The organism is Gallintestinimicrobium sp. (assembly GCF_046968865.1).
Taxonomy (GTDB): domain Bacteria; phylum Bacillota; class Clostridia; order Lachnospirales; family Lachnospiraceae; genus Gallintestinimicrobium; species Gallintestinimicrobium propionicum.
Map to the genome: position 1 here is coordinate 56,429 of NZ_JBKVPW010000006.1, position 19,849 is coordinate 76,277.

At 46.9% G+C, this 19,849-nt stretch carries 16 protein-coding genes and 4 pseudogenes; 8 read left to right on the forward strand and 12 right to left on the reverse strand.

Annotated features, from left to right (window positions below; translation table 11 throughout):
• Nucleotides 1–28: 28 nt before the first annotated feature.
• The 6 genes from ACLTOQ_RS06980 to ACLTOQ_RS07005 all read right to left on the reverse strand — a co-directional run bounded on the left by ACLTOQ_RS06980 (nt 29) and on the right by ACLTOQ_RS07005 (nt 5,526).
• A complete protein-coding gene (locus ACLTOQ_RS06980) occupies nt 29–1,405 on the reverse strand; it encodes a C39 family peptidase (RefSeq protein WP_148336110.1) in 1,377 nt (458 codons plus the stop codon).
• Nucleotides 1,406–2,401 (reverse strand): hypothetical protein, encoded by a 996-nt coding sequence (locus ACLTOQ_RS06985; RefSeq protein ID WP_215725544.1) that lies wholly within the window; start codon nt 2,399–2,401, stop codon nt 1,406–1,408.
• Nucleotides 2,402–2,414: 13 nt separating this feature from the next.
• Nucleotides 2,415–3,125: a hypothetical protein gene (locus ACLTOQ_RS06990; RefSeq protein WP_003499607.1), complete on the reverse strand. Its 711-nt coding sequence runs from the start codon at nt 3,123–3,125 to the stop codon at nt 2,415–2,417.
• A 40-nt stretch (nt 3,126–3,165) separates the two neighbouring features.
• On the reverse strand, nt 3,166–3,567 hold the full coding sequence (locus ACLTOQ_RS06995; protein WP_173700504.1) for a fimbrial protein: 402 nt from the start codon (nt 3,565–3,567) through the stop codon (nt 3,166–3,168).
• A 250-nt stretch (nt 3,568–3,817) separates the two neighbouring features.
• Nucleotides 3,818–4,369: a hypothetical protein gene (locus ACLTOQ_RS07000; RefSeq protein ID WP_006873388.1), complete on the reverse strand. Its 552-nt coding sequence runs from the start codon at nt 4,367–4,369 to the stop codon at nt 3,818–3,820.
• Nucleotides 4,366–5,526: a hypothetical protein gene (locus tag ACLTOQ_RS07005; RefSeq protein WP_006873387.1), complete on the reverse strand. Its 1,161-nt coding sequence runs from the start codon at nt 5,524–5,526 to the stop codon at nt 4,366–4,368. Before ACLTOQ_RS07005 ends, ACLTOQ_RS07000 begins: the two co-directional genes overlap by 4 nt.
• A 436-nt stretch (nt 5,527–5,962) precedes the next feature.
• On the opposite strand from ACLTOQ_RS07005, the pseudogene ACLTOQ_RS07010 reads away from it, so the two are divergent.
• Nucleotides 5,963–6,445, forward strand: a pseudogene (locus ACLTOQ_RS07010) (lysine--tRNA ligase); the annotation flags it as partial.
• Nucleotides 6,446–7,004: 559 nt separating this feature from the next.
• On the opposite strand, the gene ACLTOQ_RS07015 reads toward ACLTOQ_RS07010, so the two are convergent.
• Nucleotides 7,005–9,188, reverse strand: a complete 2,184-nt coding sequence (locus tag ACLTOQ_RS07015) for a helix-turn-helix domain-containing protein (RefSeq protein ID WP_412319143.1) — start codon at nt 9,186–9,188, stop codon at nt 7,005–7,007.
• Nucleotides 9,189–9,384: 196 nt separating this feature from the next.
• On the opposite strand from ACLTOQ_RS07015, the pseudogene ACLTOQ_RS07020 reads away from it, so the two are divergent.
• Both ACLTOQ_RS07020 and ltrA read left to right on the forward strand, forming a co-directional pair.
• A pseudogene (locus ACLTOQ_RS07020) lies at nt 9,385–9,596 on the forward strand (transposase); the annotation flags it as partial.
• 523 nt (nt 9,597–10,119) lie between these two features.
• Entirely contained in the window at nt 10,120–11,514 is a 1,395-nt protein-coding gene (gene ltrA / locus ACLTOQ_RS07025; RefSeq protein ID WP_412318401.1) for a group II intron reverse transcriptase/maturase, read from the forward strand.
• Nucleotides 11,515–11,992: 478 nt separating this feature from the next.
• Here ltrA and ACLTOQ_RS07030 read toward each other — a convergent pair whose 3' ends face one another.
• The 4 genes from ACLTOQ_RS07030 to ACLTOQ_RS07045 all read right to left on the reverse strand — a co-directional run bounded on the left by ACLTOQ_RS07030 (nt 11,993) and on the right by ACLTOQ_RS07045 (nt 14,031).
• Nucleotides 11,993–12,196: a hypothetical protein gene (locus ACLTOQ_RS07030; protein WP_178004796.1), complete on the reverse strand. Its 204-nt coding sequence runs from the start codon at nt 12,194–12,196 to the stop codon at nt 11,993–11,995.
• 21 nt (nt 12,197–12,217) lie between these two features.
• A complete protein-coding gene (locus ACLTOQ_RS07035; RefSeq protein ID WP_412319144.1) occupies nt 12,218–13,018 on the reverse strand; it encodes a DUF5131 family protein in 801 nt (266 codons plus the stop codon).
• Nucleotides 13,019–13,039: 21 nt separating this feature from the next.
• Complete coding sequence (locus ACLTOQ_RS07040; RefSeq protein WP_412287605.1) at nt 13,040–13,252, reverse strand: helix-turn-helix transcriptional regulator; 213 nt, start codon at nt 13,250–13,252, stop codon at nt 13,040–13,042.
• Between the two features lie 77 nt (nt 13,253–13,329).
• Nucleotides 13,330–14,031 carry a helix-turn-helix transcriptional regulator gene (locus ACLTOQ_RS07045; protein WP_412319145.1) on the reverse strand — a complete coding sequence of 234 codons (702 nt, stop codon included), beginning with the start codon at nt 14,029–14,031 and terminating at the stop codon, nt 13,330–13,332.
• Nucleotides 14,032–14,966: 935 nt separating this feature from the next.
• On the opposite strand from ACLTOQ_RS07045, the gene ACLTOQ_RS07050 reads away from it, so the two are divergent.
• Entirely contained in the window at nt 14,967–15,308 is a 342-nt protein-coding gene (locus ACLTOQ_RS07050) for a type II toxin-antitoxin system RelB/DinJ family antitoxin (RefSeq protein WP_118497596.1), read from the forward strand.
• A gap of 112 nt (nt 15,309–15,420) precedes the next feature.
• Here ACLTOQ_RS07050 and ACLTOQ_RS07055 read toward each other — a convergent pair whose 3' ends face one another.
• On the reverse strand, nt 15,421–16,560 hold the full coding sequence (locus ACLTOQ_RS07055) for an RNA-guided endonuclease TnpB family protein (RefSeq protein ID WP_412319146.1): 1,140 nt from the start codon (nt 16,558–16,560) through the stop codon (nt 15,421–15,423).
• A gap of 80 nt (nt 16,561–16,640) precedes the next feature.
• Here ACLTOQ_RS07055 and ACLTOQ_RS07060 point away from each other — a divergent pair.
• The 4 genes and pseudogenes from ACLTOQ_RS07060 (at nt 16,641) to ACLTOQ_RS07075 (ending at nt 19,837) form a co-directional block, all read left to right on the forward strand.
• Nucleotides 16,641–16,909: pseudogene (locus ACLTOQ_RS07060) on the forward strand (transposase).
• Nucleotides 16,910–17,352: 443 nt separating this feature from the next.
• On the forward strand, nt 17,353–17,586 hold the full coding sequence (locus tag ACLTOQ_RS07065; RefSeq protein ID WP_412319147.1) for a hypothetical protein: 234 nt from the start codon (nt 17,353–17,355) through the stop codon (nt 17,584–17,586).
• Between the two features lie 46 nt (nt 17,587–17,632).
• A pseudogene (locus ACLTOQ_RS07070) lies at nt 17,633–18,016 on the forward strand (lysine--tRNA ligase); the annotation flags it as partial.
• Nucleotides 18,017–18,460: 444 nt separating this feature from the next.
• The gene (locus tag ACLTOQ_RS07075; RefSeq protein ID WP_412319148.1) at nt 18,461–19,837 is read left to right on the forward strand and encodes an MATE family efflux transporter; all 1,377 of its coding nucleotides are present in this window, start codon (nt 18,461–18,463) and stop codon (nt 19,835–19,837) included.
• Nucleotides 19,838–19,849: the final 12 nt, after the last annotated feature.

Genomic DNA, 19,849 nt, shown 5'->3' on the forward strand with positions numbered 1-19,849 from the left:
ACCTCGTTTCCGAAGCCGGGCGGGCACATCAGCCGATAATCCAGAACGGACCGCCAGCTCCAGCGCGCCGGCTGGCCTCATTTAAGATAATGGACAGATCCCAGAGCTGTTCGCTCCGTGTGTAACTGGCAGGGTCAGCCACCATGATCTTGCCGTCTTTTACGCCACGCAGGACAATGAAGTGACCGGATGAGGTAAAGTGGCCTTCAGACATGATTGCTACTACCAGTTTACCATTAGCCAGTGCGTCTGTGATGCGCTGTGGTTCCGCAGTGGTACAGCCGGAAACCGGAAGCCCCCATTCCCCAGCGGCGGCAGGTATCAGTGCATGGTAAGAACCACTGCTTTTACACCAGTAGCCGTTGTTGTAAGACCACTCGGCCATCTCCACAGGGTCAACCATATCGTCTGTCAGAGAGGACACCACGATTGCCATAGCGGTAGGGCCGCAGCCATAACCGCCAATATTGTCCGTGCCATAGGCTTTACCGGCATAGCGTTCATCCAGCTGATTGTAGTAAACAACAGGTGTGATCCCATCGGTGAAAGTAACATCGCCCAGAGAGGTGATGCTGTTTCCGGTCCACGCTTCCAGATTCTGCAGCAGACCATCGCCCAAGAACAGGCTTAGGTTGGAGGCATAATCGGCTGCAAGCTCCTTTTGGTCATCGGTAAGCTGGAATACAACATCAGAAAAATAGGACTCACCGTTGTAACGGACAGTATAGACCATCCATGTTTCTGGCTCTGTTGTTTCTTCCCCAGTCTCCGGATCGGTCACGGTGCTCTCACGAATCTCTTGCTTGCTGGTGTAGGAATATAGATGCTGCTTGTTTTCCCGCAGGGTGGCGGCAAGGTCATTTAGAGAAATGCTTTCAAAATCCTTGTCTTTGGCTGCACAATACTGAGAAATAAACAGGTTGGCGTTATAAATAGGCCCGCCGGAATAAGCATTTTTGACCTCCATATGGTCGGCTCCCGATGCCGCAAAGTCAGCTTCGATCCGGGCAAGTACATCATCCAGTGCCTCGCCCAAGATGCCGTTGAGGGTAAAGGTGATCTCGTTGGCGTTCTCAATAATCGCTGTTTCGCTATTCAAAATCGGAATTTCGGGGTCAGATGGCGAAAAGGCATTGGTCAGTCCGCCGAAAATAAGACCGGGGAGCATGAGAACAAATAATACCGGCAGCATAAGCAGGGCAATGACTGCCACAATGATTTTTCCGATATGCTTCCGACCTGCCCACACTGCGCCTGCAACTGCACCGTAAGGACCGCCTGCGGCAGCGCCTTTGGCAGCGGAGGAAATAGCTTTTCCGGTTTTGATTGCACCGCGGATGGTATGCGCTGCGGAGGCGCCGGTCTCCACAGCTTCGGAAAAACCGCTTTTCTGATCTTCTGGCATTTATATCTTGTCCTTTCTCCTCGGGGCTGGAGGCAGCTTTTTGACAATGGACTCGTTGAAGGCGATAGAACCGTCAGGGGCCATATAGGGCGATTTGTCAACAGCATCCACAGCGTACTGCTTATACCATGCTGTACCATCCACGGCATGAACGGTGGTGTACTGGCCTTCCGGGGCAACATATTGGTCTGCGTGGTACATACCAAAGGAGATACCTTCGGGATGTTCTGCAGTTACTTCTGTACCGGTGATGCGGCCGCCGCCGATTTCGACATTCTGGAAGGTCGGAACATTTTCAGCTCCGGATTCCAGTGCCGCGTATCCCATGTAAGAGTGCAGGGCTTCGGCGGCTTTTTCACCGGAAATGGAACCCATTTGGCTGATACTGCCAGTGGCTACGCTGCCGATTACATTGTTGGCAAAATTGCCGCCCTTACTGACGGAAGAAGCGTACATATGGCCGCCGATCCCTCCGGCTGCAGCATCGCCTAAAAGACTGCCAAGACCGGAGGGCTTGGAGCTGGGAGTTGTGGTGGCTGTTTTGATGGCGCTGTTTGTGACTTTTCGGCTCACCACTCCAGCAAGACCGCCGCTGGCAAACCCTGCTCCAAAGCCGCCGCTGCCTTTACCACCGTTTGCGTTGACATTGGTGGAACTGCTGTTCCTCCCGCCGCCAAAGTGGTGACTGGAAAAGTTCTTGATGCCGCCGATGCCTCTGGCAGCAATCATAGCCTCAGCCAACATGCTGCCGCCGGTATGTCCTACATTGACACCCAGGCTGGAGAGGAAAGAATCGATTTTCTGACCGACTTTGAGAAAGCCGATAGCACAGAGAAACCAGATAAACACATTGCCGGAAACGGCTTCTTTTCCCACAGCGTCTACCTGAGCCTGCACATCGCTTTCGGAGATAGCGGCAAAAGCCGGCTGGCAGAGCAGGCAGGAGAGAATTGCGACTGTAAAGGCCGCAAATAAAAATTTTTTGAGTTTCTTCAAGGATAAGACCTCCTTATAACGAAAGCGGGTTCGCAAGGAAGGACCCCACCATGCTTGTGAACAGGCGCAGGCACCAGGCGTTCATGACCAATAGGAAAATTTGACCGCCAAGCATCCGGCACCAGGATTTCCAGATGTTTGCTGTGGTCTGGCTGGCGCCCATAGAAAAAGCCACAGGAGCCGTGTAGACCAGTACACCGAGCAGCACATACCGTTCGGCTGCCTCGAACAGAAGTTTTAGGTAGTTCCAGGCCAGGATGAGAACCAAAATCAAGGTAATCAGTGCCACAGCTCCATTGGCACACACACCGATGATGACCAGCATCACGGAATTGAAGTCTGCAAAGCTTAATGCAGGAAGGTCGGACTCCATGATCCAGTGGTAGGGGGTGCCGCCGATGGTAAGAACAATATTGACGATTTCATCTGAAAAGAGCGTCAGCAGGATAAAAATAACGGAACGGATACTCAGCTTTACCGGGTCTTCTGCTTCCACACCTGCGCCAAGACCGAAGTTTTTGAATAACTGCCAGACCCAGTTGAGCAGGATGATCCCGATTGCCAGAGCCACGAAAACAGAGTACATAGTCTCTGCTGCGGGAAAATAACGCAGAAATACAGCCATATCACAGCCCAGCGCACCCAAAACCGATGTGGTCACCAGATCAAGACCGGCCATTACCTGTTCTGCGATCCATTCCACTATGCCGTCTAAAATGCCCATAAATGCAAGCCTCCTTTCCGGCGAGCAGTCAGACGGTCAATCAGCCTGTCCATTGTCCGCCACTAAAGAGCGGCGTCACATACGCCATGATAAAGCCCAAGCCATTGAGGATAGCCCAGGTGATACAGATTCGTTTGAGCCAGGCGCGGCTTTCATCCACCGTCCGTCCGGAACGGGAGAAGTTCATGAGCAGCAAGGCTACCGAAGCAGTGACGATGGCGGCGATAGTGGAGATGGCAAGGATTTGGGTGTATACATCCTGCATGATCTCTTTGGCCTTGGTCCATACATCTGTTGCCGCATAAGCCGGCTGGCAGAATATCATGGACATCATCACACACAGGAAGGCGCTGTAAGCCACTTTGGGCAGCGAAAGCCTGCGCTTGGACTGGGTATCCGGCTCCTGAAGCTGCGGAGTTTGAGGGGTTTTCGTTTTCTTCAATTTGCGATCCTCCAATTCTGAATGATTTTTTGATGCTCAATAGGGAACAGAAAAACCCACACCTGTCAAAACAAATGTGGGCTTTCAAATGGCCGGGCGGCCATCTGGGCAGCAAAAAAGCACCCTGATGAAAGGTGCCGTTACTGTCCTGTTCGGTTTTGGGTGCAAGTTTGAGCATATTCAGTTTAACACATCGGTATTTACACTGAAAGAGCAGAACCATGCCAATTTTGTTCCCGAATTGTGCCAATTATTTGCCCGATTGTCCGGAAGATGATTTTGGCTCTGGGAAGAACTGCTCCAGCATGTCTAAACTGTCCTTGGAGGTATAGCCCCAAAGAACGGAACTGAGGGCTTCAATGGCTTCCCGGCGTTTGCGGTAGTAAGTTCTGAAACTGATGTCGCGGATATGCGGTCGCAGGGTCTCGATAATTTCCTCAACATTTTTGAGCTGCTGCGGCGAGAGGAAGGAGTAGTACAGCAACCAGTAATATGCCTCACCGTTTTTGTGCTTGGTACGCAGCAATTCGATTGCGGAATCCAGCAGCTTGAGCATTTTGTGGCTGCGTTCAATGCATTTGGCATGATGCTCGATGTCGCTTCCGGCCAAATCAGCGCCAGCCAGATAGACTGAATCCAGAAAATCCTCAATGGAGGTACCATACTCAATCTCAAACTTGGTGCGGACATGCTGGACAGAAAGCTCCAGGCTCCACACAACATCCCGGTATTTTTTCAGCAGTTTCCAGGTATCATGGTACAGGGGATTATCAGCAACATCAGGTTCAACAAATTTTCTCATTTCAGGTTCCTCCTATTTTCGTGCTCCTCAGAGGGAGTGAGTGTAAGTTCAAAAGTGGCGATTGAAGTGTTTGTGCCGCAGAGGATGGTCAGACCAAAGTGGACTGTAGATTTCCCTCGCGCACGCGGAATCAACTCTTCCCAGCAGTCGTCCGATAAGGGATATAACTTATAGCGGGAGAGTGGGCAAGAAAAGCAGGAAATCCCTTGCGTAGATAGGATGTCAGCCATCTTGCGGAGTATCGTTTCAATGTGCGATTTTGAAACGCTGGAAAGTGCATCCGAAACAATGACCTCATGCTCAGAGATAGAATGGCTCTCTTCGGTTTCAGCAGTTTCCGGAAGCTCCAGATGAATGTTTAAGGTCATGGCAACTTCCTCCTTGTCGATTAAAACATCGGAAATCTCAAACATGGTGGACAGGTAGTTCTGCAGGTAGATCACGCTTCCATGCCGGCCGGGAAACGACATGATAGAGATATACCCAAGACCGTCCAACTTTTTCAGTATCCGGCATACGGTAGCGCGTGACAGCCCCCAGCGGCAGGAGAGTTCGGTATAACTGACCAACGGGTTTCCTGTACCATTGCGAAAGTAGGCTACCGGACCGACCTCTGACCCCTGCACCTGCGTATCGTTGTAGACAGCGGATACCCACAGATCCAGAACGATGTCCATTTCAGAGCAGCGGGCAGAGCTGACCAGTTCCAGGGCAACAGAGACTGGCAGGAAGAAAAAACCGGTATCCTTTTGGCAAGGGGCATTGTACTCCAGTGCGGAATTGTGGCGGGCCCAGTGGAGGATTTTATATTTGACTACATTGCCACGGCCCAGCAGTGTATAGGAAATCAAGTGCTGCTTCTGAAGGGTATCCAGCATGGACAGCGCCTGCCGATGAAAGCGGGTGCGGAACCAGCAAGACAGTTCCTTGACGGTGCAGACCCATTCGCCGGGGGAGACTGTGTAACTGATCCCGTCAATACGGCGATATGAGGTGCGGAAGTTTGCATAGCTGCAAAGTACAGTAAAATGAAAAAGGCCGGAGCCTCCGTTTATGCGGATGCTCCGGTCGTTGATCAGTTTGTGGATGAACTCACGATAAATCCGGCATCGTGGGTAATCTACCACTTGTTTGATTTGAAGTTGGTATTCTGGCATAGTGAACCTCCTAGTTTTTTATGCAGACAAGTAGTTCGCTGAAAAATGTTGACTTGAATAACTGATGGGGGTATACTCATATTTGTATGAGCTGCAAATAAGCAGTTTGTGCATTGCTGGTTTCCGCAGTTTTAGCATTGATACCTTATAATATAGGCTAAAAGCGATAAAGAAACAGTATCAGGGATGTTCTTCATGGCTCTACAATGTGCCAGTCCTTTTCATGGAAAATTTATCCAATTTTTGACATTTTGGAGCTGACACACTTTTTCACAAAAAAATATGCCTACAAACAACTACAATTTTTATACAACTTTTCGAGTGAAGCGGACGGTCAAATAGGACACAGGACGAATGATAAATAGTTTCAAAAACCCAGCAATTATGCGGATTTTGCGCACTACGGAGCGGCATGGGGCGGGATGGAGAGAGCAAAATTTTATTCCCGACCATGAAGAGCCAGGGTGCAGCGAAAAATGCCGCAAACAACGCAGCACAGGCTGCACCGGCAAAGGCTGCTGCAACCGATCTGGCGGAGAAGGTTGATTTCTCCAACGTGAAGATCGAGCCGATCTTTGAAGAAATGGTAGATTTTGATACCTTTGCAAAATCAGATTTTCGTGCAGTAAAGATCCTGGCTTGTGAAGCAGTTCCGAAATCCAAGAAGCTTCTGAAGTTCACATTGGATGACGGAGAACGCAAGGATCGCGTGATCTTAAGCGGTATTCACGAGTATTACGAGCCGGAAGAACTGGTTGGCAAGACAGCAATCGCTATCGTGAACCTGCCGTCGAGAAAGATGATGGGAATGGATTCCGAAGGTATGCTGATCTCAGCAGTACACGAGGAAGACGGTCATGAGGAACTGAACCTTCTGATGGTAAATGACAGAATCCCGGCAGGTGCAAAGCTGTACTAATCCAGAAAAAAGAGTTCGGTTTGGTAGTCATAGACGTCCAATCAGGAAAAGTGGTTCCACGGATTGACATGGAGCTACATGAAACGGCCTGGAGCTGTATAGATTGAAATAATGATGTATGGATTATAAGGAAACAGAATAAGGAGCTCTATGGATTCTTAACTGTTTGACTTATTTGTTTACAAGTAAAATATTGATTATTTTTGAGGAGCATTTTTCAAAAATAAGGTGTATAAAGGGACACTTCTCTTTTGGTAGAAATACCAATGGAAGGTGTCCTTTTTTTGCTTTATAGGAAATTTCTCAAATCGTCAGAAATAGTGTATAATGGGCTGGAAATAAAAAATGACATAACAAAAGAGCGAAGGGGGCTTCGCCATGACGTTGTTTATGAAGTTTTTTGTTTTGGTTTAGGTTAGCTGCATTATCTGACTATGGAGAAAGAATTATTATGAACGGGGCTGCCGCACGTTAGTGCGACAGCCCCCCCCCCGTTCTCAAACGCCTGATGAAAAATGAACAGGCTCTATCCTTTTATTCTTTTTGCATTCCGTGTATGTTATTCGACGAGTGAAATACTGATACGGGCAACGCTGCGGGGTGGAAGCTTCGCCTTGATAATATCATCCTTGACATGAATCATCAGGGGATTTTCCGTAAACGGGGTACCAGGCAACAGATTTTCGGCCTGAAGTACCTTGTTTTCCAGAACTGTTCCGCATTTATTCAGAGAGTAAGTAGTTTCCTCCTGCCAGTTCAGGTTGAGCATCGTCAGGGTCAGCACATGATGATCATCGATGGTGGCAACGACTTCAAAGTCTTCTACACCATCTACCGTACACAGCTTTCCGCCGGCATGCCGGGAGAGCAGCGCAAAGGCCTGACCGGTTGCCGTCAGCTCGGTATGATCCGGATGCACCTGCATGGCGCCTTCGTTAACCGGCTCAAAGTAGCAGGCCATGGGCATGCGCTGTTTTTCGCTTTCATGCATGAACATGTGCAGCATCTGCGCAGTGAAGATGCCCTCCATGGAGGAAGGATTGCGGCACCATGTTTTCCACAGATTCCATTCATCGTAGGAGATGAATGTCTTTTCCGGGAGCATGTCATGCAGCCTGCGCAGGATTCCTAGATTGTGGATGGGCATGCGGATCATTTCGTTATAGCAGCGCTCCATGCCCTCCGGAGAGGTGAAGTCCCAATGGACTGAATTGTACGTATGCAGAGAAACGTATGGCGCAATGGGAGCCAGCTTCTTGATGGAAACATCTACCCACTCCTGATTCGGATAGGGGCCGGAAGAAACAAATTTCAGATCCGGCGTAACCTTCAGCATGGCACGCGCATGCGTTTCCACCAGCGATGCGTATCCATCCGGCGTATTTGCGCCCTCCATGTGGCCATAACCCATTTCGTTGCCCAGCGACCACCATTTGACATTGTAGGGCTCCTGATGACCGCGCTGGGCACGCAGCCTGCCGTATTTGCTCTCGGCAGGGCCGTTGCAGTATTCCACCCAGGCGGCGCATACTTCGGGGGAATCCCAGGCGGCATTGATGGTGAGGAAGGGCTCCGCGCCGATCTCACGGCACAGTGCAATAAAATCGTCGGTGTCTATTTCATGCATGTCATAGCCGTGTGTAAAGGGCTGCGTTTCATTTTCCATGTAGCCCTCCATGGGAGCGCGCCTGTCGGGATGCAGGAACATATCCTGCCAGCGATATTCGCCGGCAAAGTTGCCACCCGGCCAGCGCAGCAGACGCACGCCGATTTCCTTGAGCTTTTCCACGGTGTCCCTGCGCATGGTATGGAAATGATTGTCCGGCATCATGGAAACTGCGCCGATGAGCAGTTGTGCCTGCTCCGTGTAGGTAATGCTTATCACGGCATGCGCATCGTCGACGCCGGGGGTCAGAATCGTCTCAAAGCGCTGCCATTCATCCACCTCTTCCTGTGCATCCTCCTTCGCTAGAACGGGCTGAACAGGAAAAACGGTTTCCGCATAAATCTGCGTACCATCGGCGTTGGTGAGCGCGACGCGCACATCCAGCGGCTGCTGTACTTTGACAACGACGGCAAACGGATAGCTCCTGTCCTTTTGAAGGAAGAGCTCCTTTTGACGGATACCGCTCACCTGATTCGGAATTGGGTTCTGAATCATCTGGGACTGACATTCGTTACGCCGCCACATGCCGTTGTGCGCGTAATGACATACATAAGCTTCGTTTGCGTTGCTACCGGGAAGGCGGTGTTCATTGGCAAAGTACACGCATTCGCCGATGCCTTCCCAGTCCAGCGCTACGCCGTTGCGCGCCGCAGCGCCGGCAAACTTCCGGTTGCGGATCATCTGGGCGCTGAGACCATCCATGATGCTGGCTCTGGTATGCTCCAGGTTGTGGCCAAACAAATGGGGCGACACCGTAGAGGTGGTTTTGAGATCGATATACAGGTAATGGCTGTGCTGCTGCGCCGCAAACAGCGTGTCCTGCGCAGGATCTTCCGTGGTCTGGCAGCCGGGGGTATTACCGAATTTGCCGTCGTATTCATCCAGCAGTTCCTGCACCGTCAGACCCAGAACACGGCATAGCGGCACCAAAAGCGAGATGTCAGGAAGTGTGACGCCACATTCCCACTTGGAAACGGCTTTGTTGGTTACACAAAGCTTTTCCGCTAACTGCTGCTGTGTGAGTCCCAAACGTTCACGGGCTTGGATTATTTTGTTGGAAACAAGGGAGCATCGCATTGGTGAGATCGTCTCCTTTCACTATTGTAGATTGTAGCTATGTGTTGCAACATCACTGCTTATGGCAATATCGTATCATGCTTTTTTCGAAAACACAATCGCTTTACAAGCGATTTGATGGGGCTGTTGCCCCGAAAGACCGTAACAAGAAAATGAAAAAAAGAGTGAGCAAGGATATGTGCGTTGTGCCCTTAAAAAAGACGTGTTGGGGATGTGGGTAGGAGAAAACGAAAGTGCCAAGTACTGGGCAACGGTACTCAACGGGCTAAAAAACGAGGCGTGGAGGACATTTTCATTGCCTGCACGGATAACCTGACGGGATTCTCTGCGGCGATTGGGGCTGTATTTCCCAAGACGGAAATTCAGAATTGCATCATCCATCAGCTGCGTAATTCGAGCAAATACGTAACGCCATTCCTCAATCCAAAGACAAAGGGGCTGTCGCACTAACGTGCGGCAGCTCATTTTATATAGTGCGCCTAGCGGCGCACGTTTCTAACGGGTTAAAGTCCCGAATCCGCCCGGTAGTGGGAAGGATATAGCCGAAAGCAAGGGTGTCCATCGTGAGATGGAATCTGAAGGAAGCTGGATGTGGGGAACCTACTAACCCACGGGCAAATCTCTGGTCTGACGAACAGGAATCTCATATGAGGTCATGCATGAGGGTAAGACTGCTATTCAAGTTGAAGCCCAATAACTACACGGAATCATGCATGATAAATGAGGCAGATGGATGGAGAGGAAGAAACGTGTGGTACCTAGGGAGGTCTGTGCGGTACGCCTTGAAAGAGGTAACCATTGCATAAAGCAATGCTGAACGCACAGAAGTCAGCAGAGGCCATAGTAGCCAAACGGAACAAGTTCCGTTCGAGGTGAAGGACCGAATCAGTAGGAGTCTTGAGTATGACCGAGAAAGGAGGAATGACCGTCTATGGCAGAAAACATTGAAAACAATGGCTGTTCGCAAAGAGATAATGCGGAACATGAAGGGTATGTGAAAGCGTCTAGGTCATTCAATCGGATATGGAAAGAAAGAGACAGTGCACAGCCGAGACTTTTGGAAGCGATACTGTATAAAGACAACTTTAACAGAGCGTATAAGAGAGTTAAGGCAAACAAGGGAGCGCCAGGAATTGATGGCATGACCATTGAGGAGGCTCTTCCATATTTAAAGGAACATCAACAAGAGATAACCGACCGCATTTATCGTGGAAAGTATACTCCGTCTCCAGTAAGACGAGTTGAGATTCCCAAACCAGATGGTGGTGTGCGAAAGCTTGGCATACCAACAGTGATAGACCGCACACTTCAACAGGCAATAACCCAACAGTTAGTGCCAATCTATGAACCGCTGTTTGCAGAAGGCAGCTATGGCTATCGTCCGAACAGAAGTGCAAAAGATGCAATACTTAAGGTTAAGAAGTACGCAGAACAAGGCTATACATTTGCTGTAGTCCTTGACCTGTCAAAGTACTTCGACACTCTTAATCACGAAATTCTCATCAATCTTCTCCGAAAGAATGTAAAAGATGAACGTGTAGTACAGTTGATAAAGCGCTATCTGAAAAGCGGTGTAATGGAAAACGGAGTAGTCATTGACACAGAGGAAGGCTCACCACAAGGTGGAAATCTATCACCATTGCTGGCAAATGTCTACCTCAATGAGTTCGACCAAGAATTCCTGAAAAGAGATGTCCCATGTATAAGATATGCCGATGACATCGTGCTTCTTGCAAAGAGCAAGCGGGCATCAGAGAGACTCTTGGAAAGCAGTACAAAATATCTTGAGGAGAGGCTGAAACTTACAGTCAACCGAGAAAAGAGCCGTACTGTCAGCGTGTTTGCAATCCGAAATTTTAAATTCCTTGGCTTTGCATTGGGAAGGAACGGAAAAGGCATTTATGTCCGAGTTCATCCGAAGTCATGGAAGAAGTTTAAGTCTAGACTGAAGGAGTTATCTTCCCGTAAGCGATGTCAGTCAATCAAGCCAAGCCTTGAGAAAATCAAGGTGTATGCGAGGGGATGGCTTAACTACTACGGAATCGCAAGTATGAAGAACAACATAGATGACATCAACGGATGGCTTTATCACAGAATACGTATGTGTATATGGAAACAATGGAAATTGCCCAGAACAAAGAAGAGAAATCTGATAAAAATGGGAGTCCATGAATACTATGCGAACATGGCGGCAAACTGTCGAAGGGGACACTGGTATTGTGCCAATCTGACGACAGTCAAGAAGGCCATGACAAAAGAAAGACTGATAAACAGTGGCTTTTATGATTTAGCCACAGCCTATCAGTCTGTGCACGTCAACTATTGAAAGCGCCGTATACCGAACGGTACGTACGGTGCTGTGAGAGGACGGCGGTTAGTCACCGCCTCCTACTCGATTCCAACACAAAACGCCGAGCTTCGAAAAGCCCGGCGTTCGTGGTATAATCAGTTTATGCGACTAAACAAAATAATACAGAGGGATTATACCTCATTTTCGCTGTATTATCAAATCAAACTTCCGCTGGATTTAGAGATTTCTATTCCATCTGATGATCCAGTTCGTCTGGTAAGTGCCTTTGTGGAGGAAATGGACCTTTCTGAACTATATAAAACTTATGGCAGGATCAGAAAAAATCAGGCAACGCCGCGTCAGATGCTGAAACTCGTTATCTATGCAGCAATGAATCGAATCTACTCAAGTCGAGATATCCGAAAAGCATGGAAACGGGCTATTACGAAAAATCAGGCCCGGTTATACACAAAACTAACTTCTTTTGTGGCTGAATGCGAAGAACTCTATGGAATCAGGACCGTATACCATGACCAGATATCCATCCACACATTAAAACGGCTCTGCAGGTCCAGAGGATGAGCTTGTTGCCGGATCTTTTCTGATTGATCAGATATTCTATCAGAGGTCTGTTTGGTTCGCCGAGCTCAGGCCAGTTGCTGTAGCAGAGGGTTCCGTCAAAGTCTACGGCGATGATCTGATATGCTGTTGTACTCATGACGGGCCTCCTTTCTTTGGACTATGTATCAAGTCCTGCTTTATGTGCCTGAGTGTGCTGCAGTTTTCTGGGTATGTCGTATAGCTTTCCGTCTTTTATAAGCTTTGCTCCTGTCTGGTGGTAGTTGAAACTTATCCCGTTTTCGATGCACTGTGCGTGAACTGCTTCTACCCAGGAATAATCACAGATCCTGGCTCCGGGACCGGATTCTCCGCCCACGGATACACGCTTGATGACAGGGCTTCCGTCAGATGAGCGGTATCCATCGATATATGGCCGCAGATCCACGGCCGTCAGCATCGGTTCGATCATTACGGAGTGGTGGAAGAGTGGGAGAGATAGATATACCGGGAGCCTTTTATCAGCCATTTCCTGATTTTCACAGGTGACGGCTATTGTGACATGCTCCCAGCCATAGCCCCAATTCCTTGGAAGATGTTCTGCGATCCGTTCCGGTCTCTTGGTGATCATGAAGAAAGAACAGTCGGAACGTTCGTATATCATATCCCAGGCGTCTTCTCTCCATTCATCTGCATCGGCATGAAAGAAATCGGATGAAAAGCATGTCCAGATGTGTGAACCACAGGGAACCTTATATCTGCCTTTATATTTGCCGGATCTTAAGATCTTAATCGGAAGGTCGAAGTTTTCTGTCTTTTGTACGATGGAAGGATCCTTTCCGATGGATTCATCCCTTCGGTACATATAGCAGTGCAGGCATCCGGTACTGGCCTTAGTGCATCCATGCCACAGATTCCAGCCTATCGATTTCGGTGGTCTTGGATCGGTATTTTCTTTCGGGAATAAAGATAACTGTTTCATGGCGTATTATCATCACACTTCCTACGTGGTATGTTCTTCCTCCAGATGGAAGATATCTTCCACAGAGACTTTAAAATATGCTGCAAGGCGAAGAGCTGTTTCAAGGCTGGCCGGATTCTTTTCAAGCTCGATGTTGCTGATGCTTTTTTCACACATGCTGACTGCCATAGTAAGATCAGACTGCTTTAAGCGCTGTTCCTTGCGCAGCTTCTTCAGCTCATTTTTGACTGCCATATAATCCCTCCTTTTTGGTTGACCTGATACGGGGAGCAATTATATTGTAGCAATCAACATGTACAATAATCCGGACTCTAACTCACAACCCGGCCAAAAGTCTTAAATGTTGATCCTTCAGCAATCTCAATAGGTTCGTACTTATCATTCAGTGAAATGAGGTACGTTCCTTTTTTATTGCATAGAAGCTTCTTACAGTAGGCGTTTCCGTTGTAATAGAAGATCCCGATTTCTCCATCATTCAGTTCATCTGTATTCTGGATCCACACGATCTGTTTATCCAGGTATCTCGGCATCATGCTGTCTCCGTTGATGCGCACTCCAAAATCAGCTGTCTCCGGAACCTCAGGTCCGACTTCAACTTCTTCATAGCTGTCGTTGTCAAGAAACTGACCGGTTCCTGCGGATACAGGCATATCATACAGATTGAGTACCCTGACAGGCTGCAGGATACGGACAGGAGCTGCCTGATACTTTTCGGAGCCTTTCAGCAGGTCAATGTAATTAAGTGCCATTGTCCTGCCTTCCTCATTTAGCTCAGCCATTGGATCGTCCGGATTATATCCTCCTATAAACTGATTGAAGATATTCGTGATCCCGAGGATCTTGCACATCGCAAGAAACTGAACTGCGTTCGGGATGCTGTTACCGGTCTCCCAGGTGCTGTATGCTGCAGGCTTGGTAGGGATTCCCATTCCGGTAAGCTTATCGCAGATATCCTGTTGCGAGTATTTCAGGTTTTTCCGATATGCTACAAATATGTTTCCGATATTGTCCATAAGTGACCTCTTTCTAAGTGCGGGATACAGCCCACACATCTGTGAATCTAATATACTTCATAGGGCGGATAAAATCAATAGGAAAATCTAATATGATTAGAAAACGGAAATATGTTCCTATTGAAATCAAATTAGACTTGTTTTATATTAGATACTCGTAAGGGGTACACGTACTGGACGGCCGGCAGAATGATACCCCGATAAACGTAACTTTATGGGAAGGGGCTTGCGGACCACGCTAACCTTCGGCGGTCGGAACTTGGTTCGCTGCTTGTTTGGGATGGAGGTAATGAACAGGTCTATGATTGTTTACATGCGTAGGAGGATATGAACTATCTTCTTTCTGCGCCAGAAGAAAAACTGAATAAAGAGGCTTTTGGTGAGCTGCCCGGACCTCGGGGTATTATAGTCAGCTCGCTTTGCGGATCTCCTACGCACTGACCGGAGACAGGACGGCTCCGGCTATGAACGGCATCATGATAAAATGCCATACTCACAAATGTACCAGAGTAGTGACCCTCAAGAATTTCACAGAGGGGCAGATCGTCGAGAGAACGGATGCTCTCGGAAAGTGCTACTTATAAGCTTTAGTAATAAGAACGAAATCAAGCGTGCATGACACGCATAATGACAACTAAATGAGGGCTTCATGATATGGGGGCATGACCCACCGCGGACGCATGAAAAGATAACCGGTAAAACGGAGTCTTTTCGTGCGTTTTGTTTATTGTAACGGACACAACAGTACATCTCTTTTTCCGGTTCGCCCGGAAAGAGGAGAAGATGAACATATTCATTAAGGAAGAAACATTAGGACAGAGGATCAGTCTGTAAGAGAGATTCTTTTGAAGCAGATCAGGTACTGATTTAAAAAATGTACTGCTTTTGTCCGTACATTGACTTATAATATGGGTAAAAGAAAGGGGCGTGATGATATGGCAGCCAAATCAGCAAATCTTTATGCAAGAATAGAGCCGGATGTTAAAGAACAGGCTGAGGAAATTCTGGCTACTTTGGGGATCCCGGCATCTAATGCTATCAATATGTTTTATAAGCAGATCATTCTAAATAGGGGTCTTCCGTTTGAGGTAAAGATTCCGACTGCGAGACCTGTTGATATTTCGAGAATGAACGCAGAGACTTTGGACATGGAACTTGAGAAAGGATATGCGGATATGCAGGCAGGGCGTACCAAATCTGCAGCTCAGGTTTTTACGGATATCCGAAGGGATTATAATGTGTCAACTACCCACGACCTAAAGGTCATGGGCTTGTAACTGCCCAGTCGTACTAACGGCTTACACCTCCGACCTTTAATCCCCGATAGATATTGCTATCTAAAGTGGCGTTACATCACAGGGTGGTTGACAGCACCCTTTGTAGCAGAGTTTACTCTGTTACAACTGTATCAGGTACTTGGCTATCTGCAAGATAGTCTATTCCCATACGATACAGATTCATAGCTCCAATGCGGTCATCATTAGATTTGTAACCACAGTTTTTACAAGTAAACAGGTGTATCTTCTTATTGCGGTTAGACTTTTCAACGTGCCCACAACAAGGGCAACACTGACTTGTATAGCGAGGGTCTACCTTAATAACAGAAGACTGATTCTGTTTTGCTTTGTAGATTAGTTTTTGTTCAAGGTCATAGAAAGACCATGATACAGAAACATAACGGTCTTTTGTTTTAACACGTTCTGTAGCATTACGAATACCTGATAAATCTTCCAATACAAAGAGAGTGTGCTTGGGGTTATTTTTGACGAGTGCCTTTGATACCTGATGGTTAATATCCTGCATCCAACGGTTTTCTCGCCCACCAATAGCTTTTATTCTTCGTCTTGAAGATGAGGTCTGTCGCATTTGGAGTTCTTTACGAAGTTTGGAATAATTAGCACGTTTTTGCTTCATAGCCTTACCACTAACAAATCCAGACTTGTTTTTGCTGTCATAAGTGGCAATAACAAAGTTAATACCTCTATCTATACCCACAACATTACAGATGTCAGAAACATTACTTTCTTCGACATCGTAGGTTACTGGTATGTGAAGATAATACTTGCCATGCTTATTTACAAGTTTAGCTGTACCAAACTTATAAATCGTATGGTCGAAATACTTAGACATTCCGTCTGCAAAATAAGATAACTTCACACGACCGTTTAGCGTATTGATTGAAAAGCAGTTTTGTGTTAAGGAATAATCTCTGTTCCAAACCAAATCATACTGAGGCTTTTTGAACGAGGGTTTCATCCATTCGTTTTGATTCTCAAGAATGGTCTTATATCTGGCGATAACAGTCTTCAAAACAGACTGAGCCATTTGCGATTTAAGGTTAAAATTTTCTCGTAAAGTAGAATACAAAACCTTATTGAGCGAAAACTGCTTTAAGTCATGAGTACGGAATACATAGTCTGAAACATAATTGCAGGCATTACGATAAACAGACATAGTTTCATCAAGCAAAACTTTATCCGTTTCCGTTGCGACTATTTGAATTTTAGCTGTAATAGTTATCTGTTCCATAGATGTACTCCTTTCGTAGATATTTCACTAAATATATTATATAATAACAATTAGTGAAAATCAATGTTTTGAGGTGAATTATGGATAATAGATACAATCGTCATAACAGACGGAAATACAGCCTTAAAGTACATATAGTTCTAGTAACCAAATATCGTAAACAATTACTCAAAGATTCTATCGCTGATGATGTTAACGATATTGCTAATACTTATGGCACAAATATGGTTCGTTTCTGTCTAAACAGTATTGGAAGAAAAAAATATTTTGGTCAGACGGATATTTTGCTTGCAGCATTGGAGAAGTATCGTCAACTACCATACAAAAATATATTGAGAATCAGGGTTAACGATTAAAGATTTACAAGGCTCCTCCCACCACCTAAAAGTAGTGGGTTTCCGCCTATGGCAAACGAAAGGGTTTTATTTATGAAAGAGAGCCCTGGAAGAGTCGAAATACACGAGTTGTGCCTGTTGATAATTATGTTATTTTCTATATCCCCGATAAGACAAAGAAATTGGTTACAGTGATTCGGGTTATGTATTCCGGAAGAAATGTAGATAAGCAGCTTGATGAATTTACAAAGTTATAATCATAAATCCTATGAGGCGTATGAGACATTTGGTTTCATACGTCTTTTCTTTTTTACTTTTTGAGTTGACTACCGGTCAACAGAAGTTGACCGTTTGACGAACGATTTATTCCGTGGCGTTCCGTAGAATTGCATGTGTAAGCAAGAGGTGACGCAAGCCGGCAAGCCTAACCTCCAAGAAAGAAAATGGAGGTGCGAACATGTGCATTACAGAAGATGAGTTGGTGGAAAGCTACGGGAAAGCAATTCCCCGCGAACGCTTCCGACTGATCTACAAGAACTACAGTATCTTTCCACAGCTGGTGGACTGCTACGAAACCGGACTGTTCAACCGGATCCTCTTTGAGGTCGAATACAACAGACGGAAGAAAAATGATGACGACCTGGGCGTGAGGATCCAGACCAGTCATCGCAGCGAAAAATGCCGCAAATAACGCAGCACAGGCTGCACCGGCAAAGGCTGCTGCAGCCGATCTGGAGGAGAAGGTTGATTTCTCCAATGTAAAGATCGAGCCGATCTTTGAAGAAATGGTAGATTTTGATACATTTGCAAAATCAGATTTTCGTGCAGTAAAGATCCTGGCTTGTGAAGCAGTTCCGAAATCCAAGAAGCTTCTGAAGTTCACATTGGATGACGGAGAACGCAAGGATCGCGTGATCTTAAGCGGTATTCACGAGTATTACGAGCCGGAAGAACTGGTTGGCAAGACAGCAATCGCTATCGTGAACCTGCCGTCGAGAAAGATGATGGGAATGGATTCCGAAGGTATGCTGATCTCAGCAGTACACGAGGAAGACGGTCATGAGGAACTGAACCTTCTGATGGTAAATGACAGAATCCCGGCAGGTGCAAAGCTGTACTAAGATGAGAAACAAAGCCTTGCGGCGGTGTGCGCTTGCAAGCACCGGCATAAGGCGAAAAATGAATGGAGACGGCAAAGCCGTTGGATTTTGGAGAAAAATGAGTGGGCAATTCCAATCGGAATTGCCCATTTTGTTATAAATAGTCAATCAAAAAGAGCCAGAGGCAAAGAACTCTTGGTGAGCTGTTCTTTTTCCTTGTTGATGAAAGGGCAGACATTATTTTCAGCAGATCACTTGGCATTCAAAGGGCTGATCCTTTTAATATACCGTTTTTCAGATATCTAAAAGCAAATTATTCTGTACAAAAGACGAAAATAGAGTAAAATTATTTTAAGCAGTCAAATTTCTGGTTCAGGGAGGAGGACCGGTAATCATTGAACTTTACCGGAACCTGAACAATCGTTGATATGAAAAGAAAGGGCAGAACTTTTGCAGGGTAAACTTATGAAAACACAGGCAAGGGACATGACAGAAGGCAGCATTGCCAAAAATATCATTCTGTTTTATATTCCACTGGCAATTGGCGGTCTGTTTCAGCAGCTTTACAGCTTTGTGGACAGCGTCGTTGTCGGACGGGGAATCGGAGCGCAGGCGCTGGCAGCAGTCGGCGCGACATCCATTGTAGTCTGGCTGACGCTCGGATTTGCAATGGGGCTTACAAGAGGATTTTGCATCCATATTTCACAGGCCTACGGGAAAAAGGATTATCATCTGGTAAACCGGGGATTTTTTGTCGCATCCGTTTTGTCGCTGATTGTGGGAGCGATGATCTCAATTGTCGGATCTCTGGCGATCAGAGATTTCTTGATTCTGATGCATACGCCCGGAGAAATTCTGGAGCAGTCGCTGGATTACATCAAAGTGATCCTGCTGGGGTTTGTGATTACAGTTTTGAACAACCTGTTTATGAGCGTTTTGCAGTCTCTGGGGGATTCGTCTACGCCATTTTGGGCGCTGCTCGTTTCCTCTGTGACAAATATTGGTCTGGACTGCGTATTTGTACTCACACTGAAGTGGGGCGTGCAGGGAGCGGCTGCGGCAACGGTGTTGTCTCAGGTGTTCTCCTTTGCAATCTGTGCCGCAGGTTTGAAAAGATTGAAATTTGTCAGTATTTTGGACGGCAGTAAGAGCAAAAATGCACGCCTGACAGTCAGAATGTTAAAAACCGGGCTGCCGGTCGGAATTATGAGTATGGTAACGGCAGTCGGTGGAATGATCCTGCAGTTTTTTGTAAACGATCTTGGTGCGTCTGCAGTGGCGGCTTATGCGGCGTCCACCAAAATTCGCAGTGTGATCGGAGAATTCAGCAATGCGATGGGAATGACATTTATGACGTTTGTCGGTCAGAATTACGGCGCGCAGAAATATGACAGAATTAAAGCAGGGGTTCGGATGGGAGTGCTTCTTTCTATCCTGATTCATATTCCACTGTCCGCTGTTGAGATTTTCGGCGGGAAAAGGATCGCGTCGCTGATGGTGACAGATCCACCGGTACTTGAGCTGTGCAGACAATATCTGTTGATTGTGGGGATTTTTGTCTTTTTCCTGGGATTTCTGATGGTATTTCGAAACTGCATTCAGGGAATGGGCAATACATGGATTCCGATGCTTTCCGGTGGACTGGAAGTCTTCAGCAGACTGATTTTTGGATATTGGCTTGGCAGGCACAGCTTTATGGGGATTGCCGCTGCAGAAGCCTCTGCATGGATCAGCGTCAGCATTATGCTCGGAAGCTCATTTTTTGTTTTGTTTCGGAAAGTTCTCCGGACACAAACGCCGGAAGACACAACAGATACAAAAAACATAAGAACGGTTTCATAAAACAGGAGAATA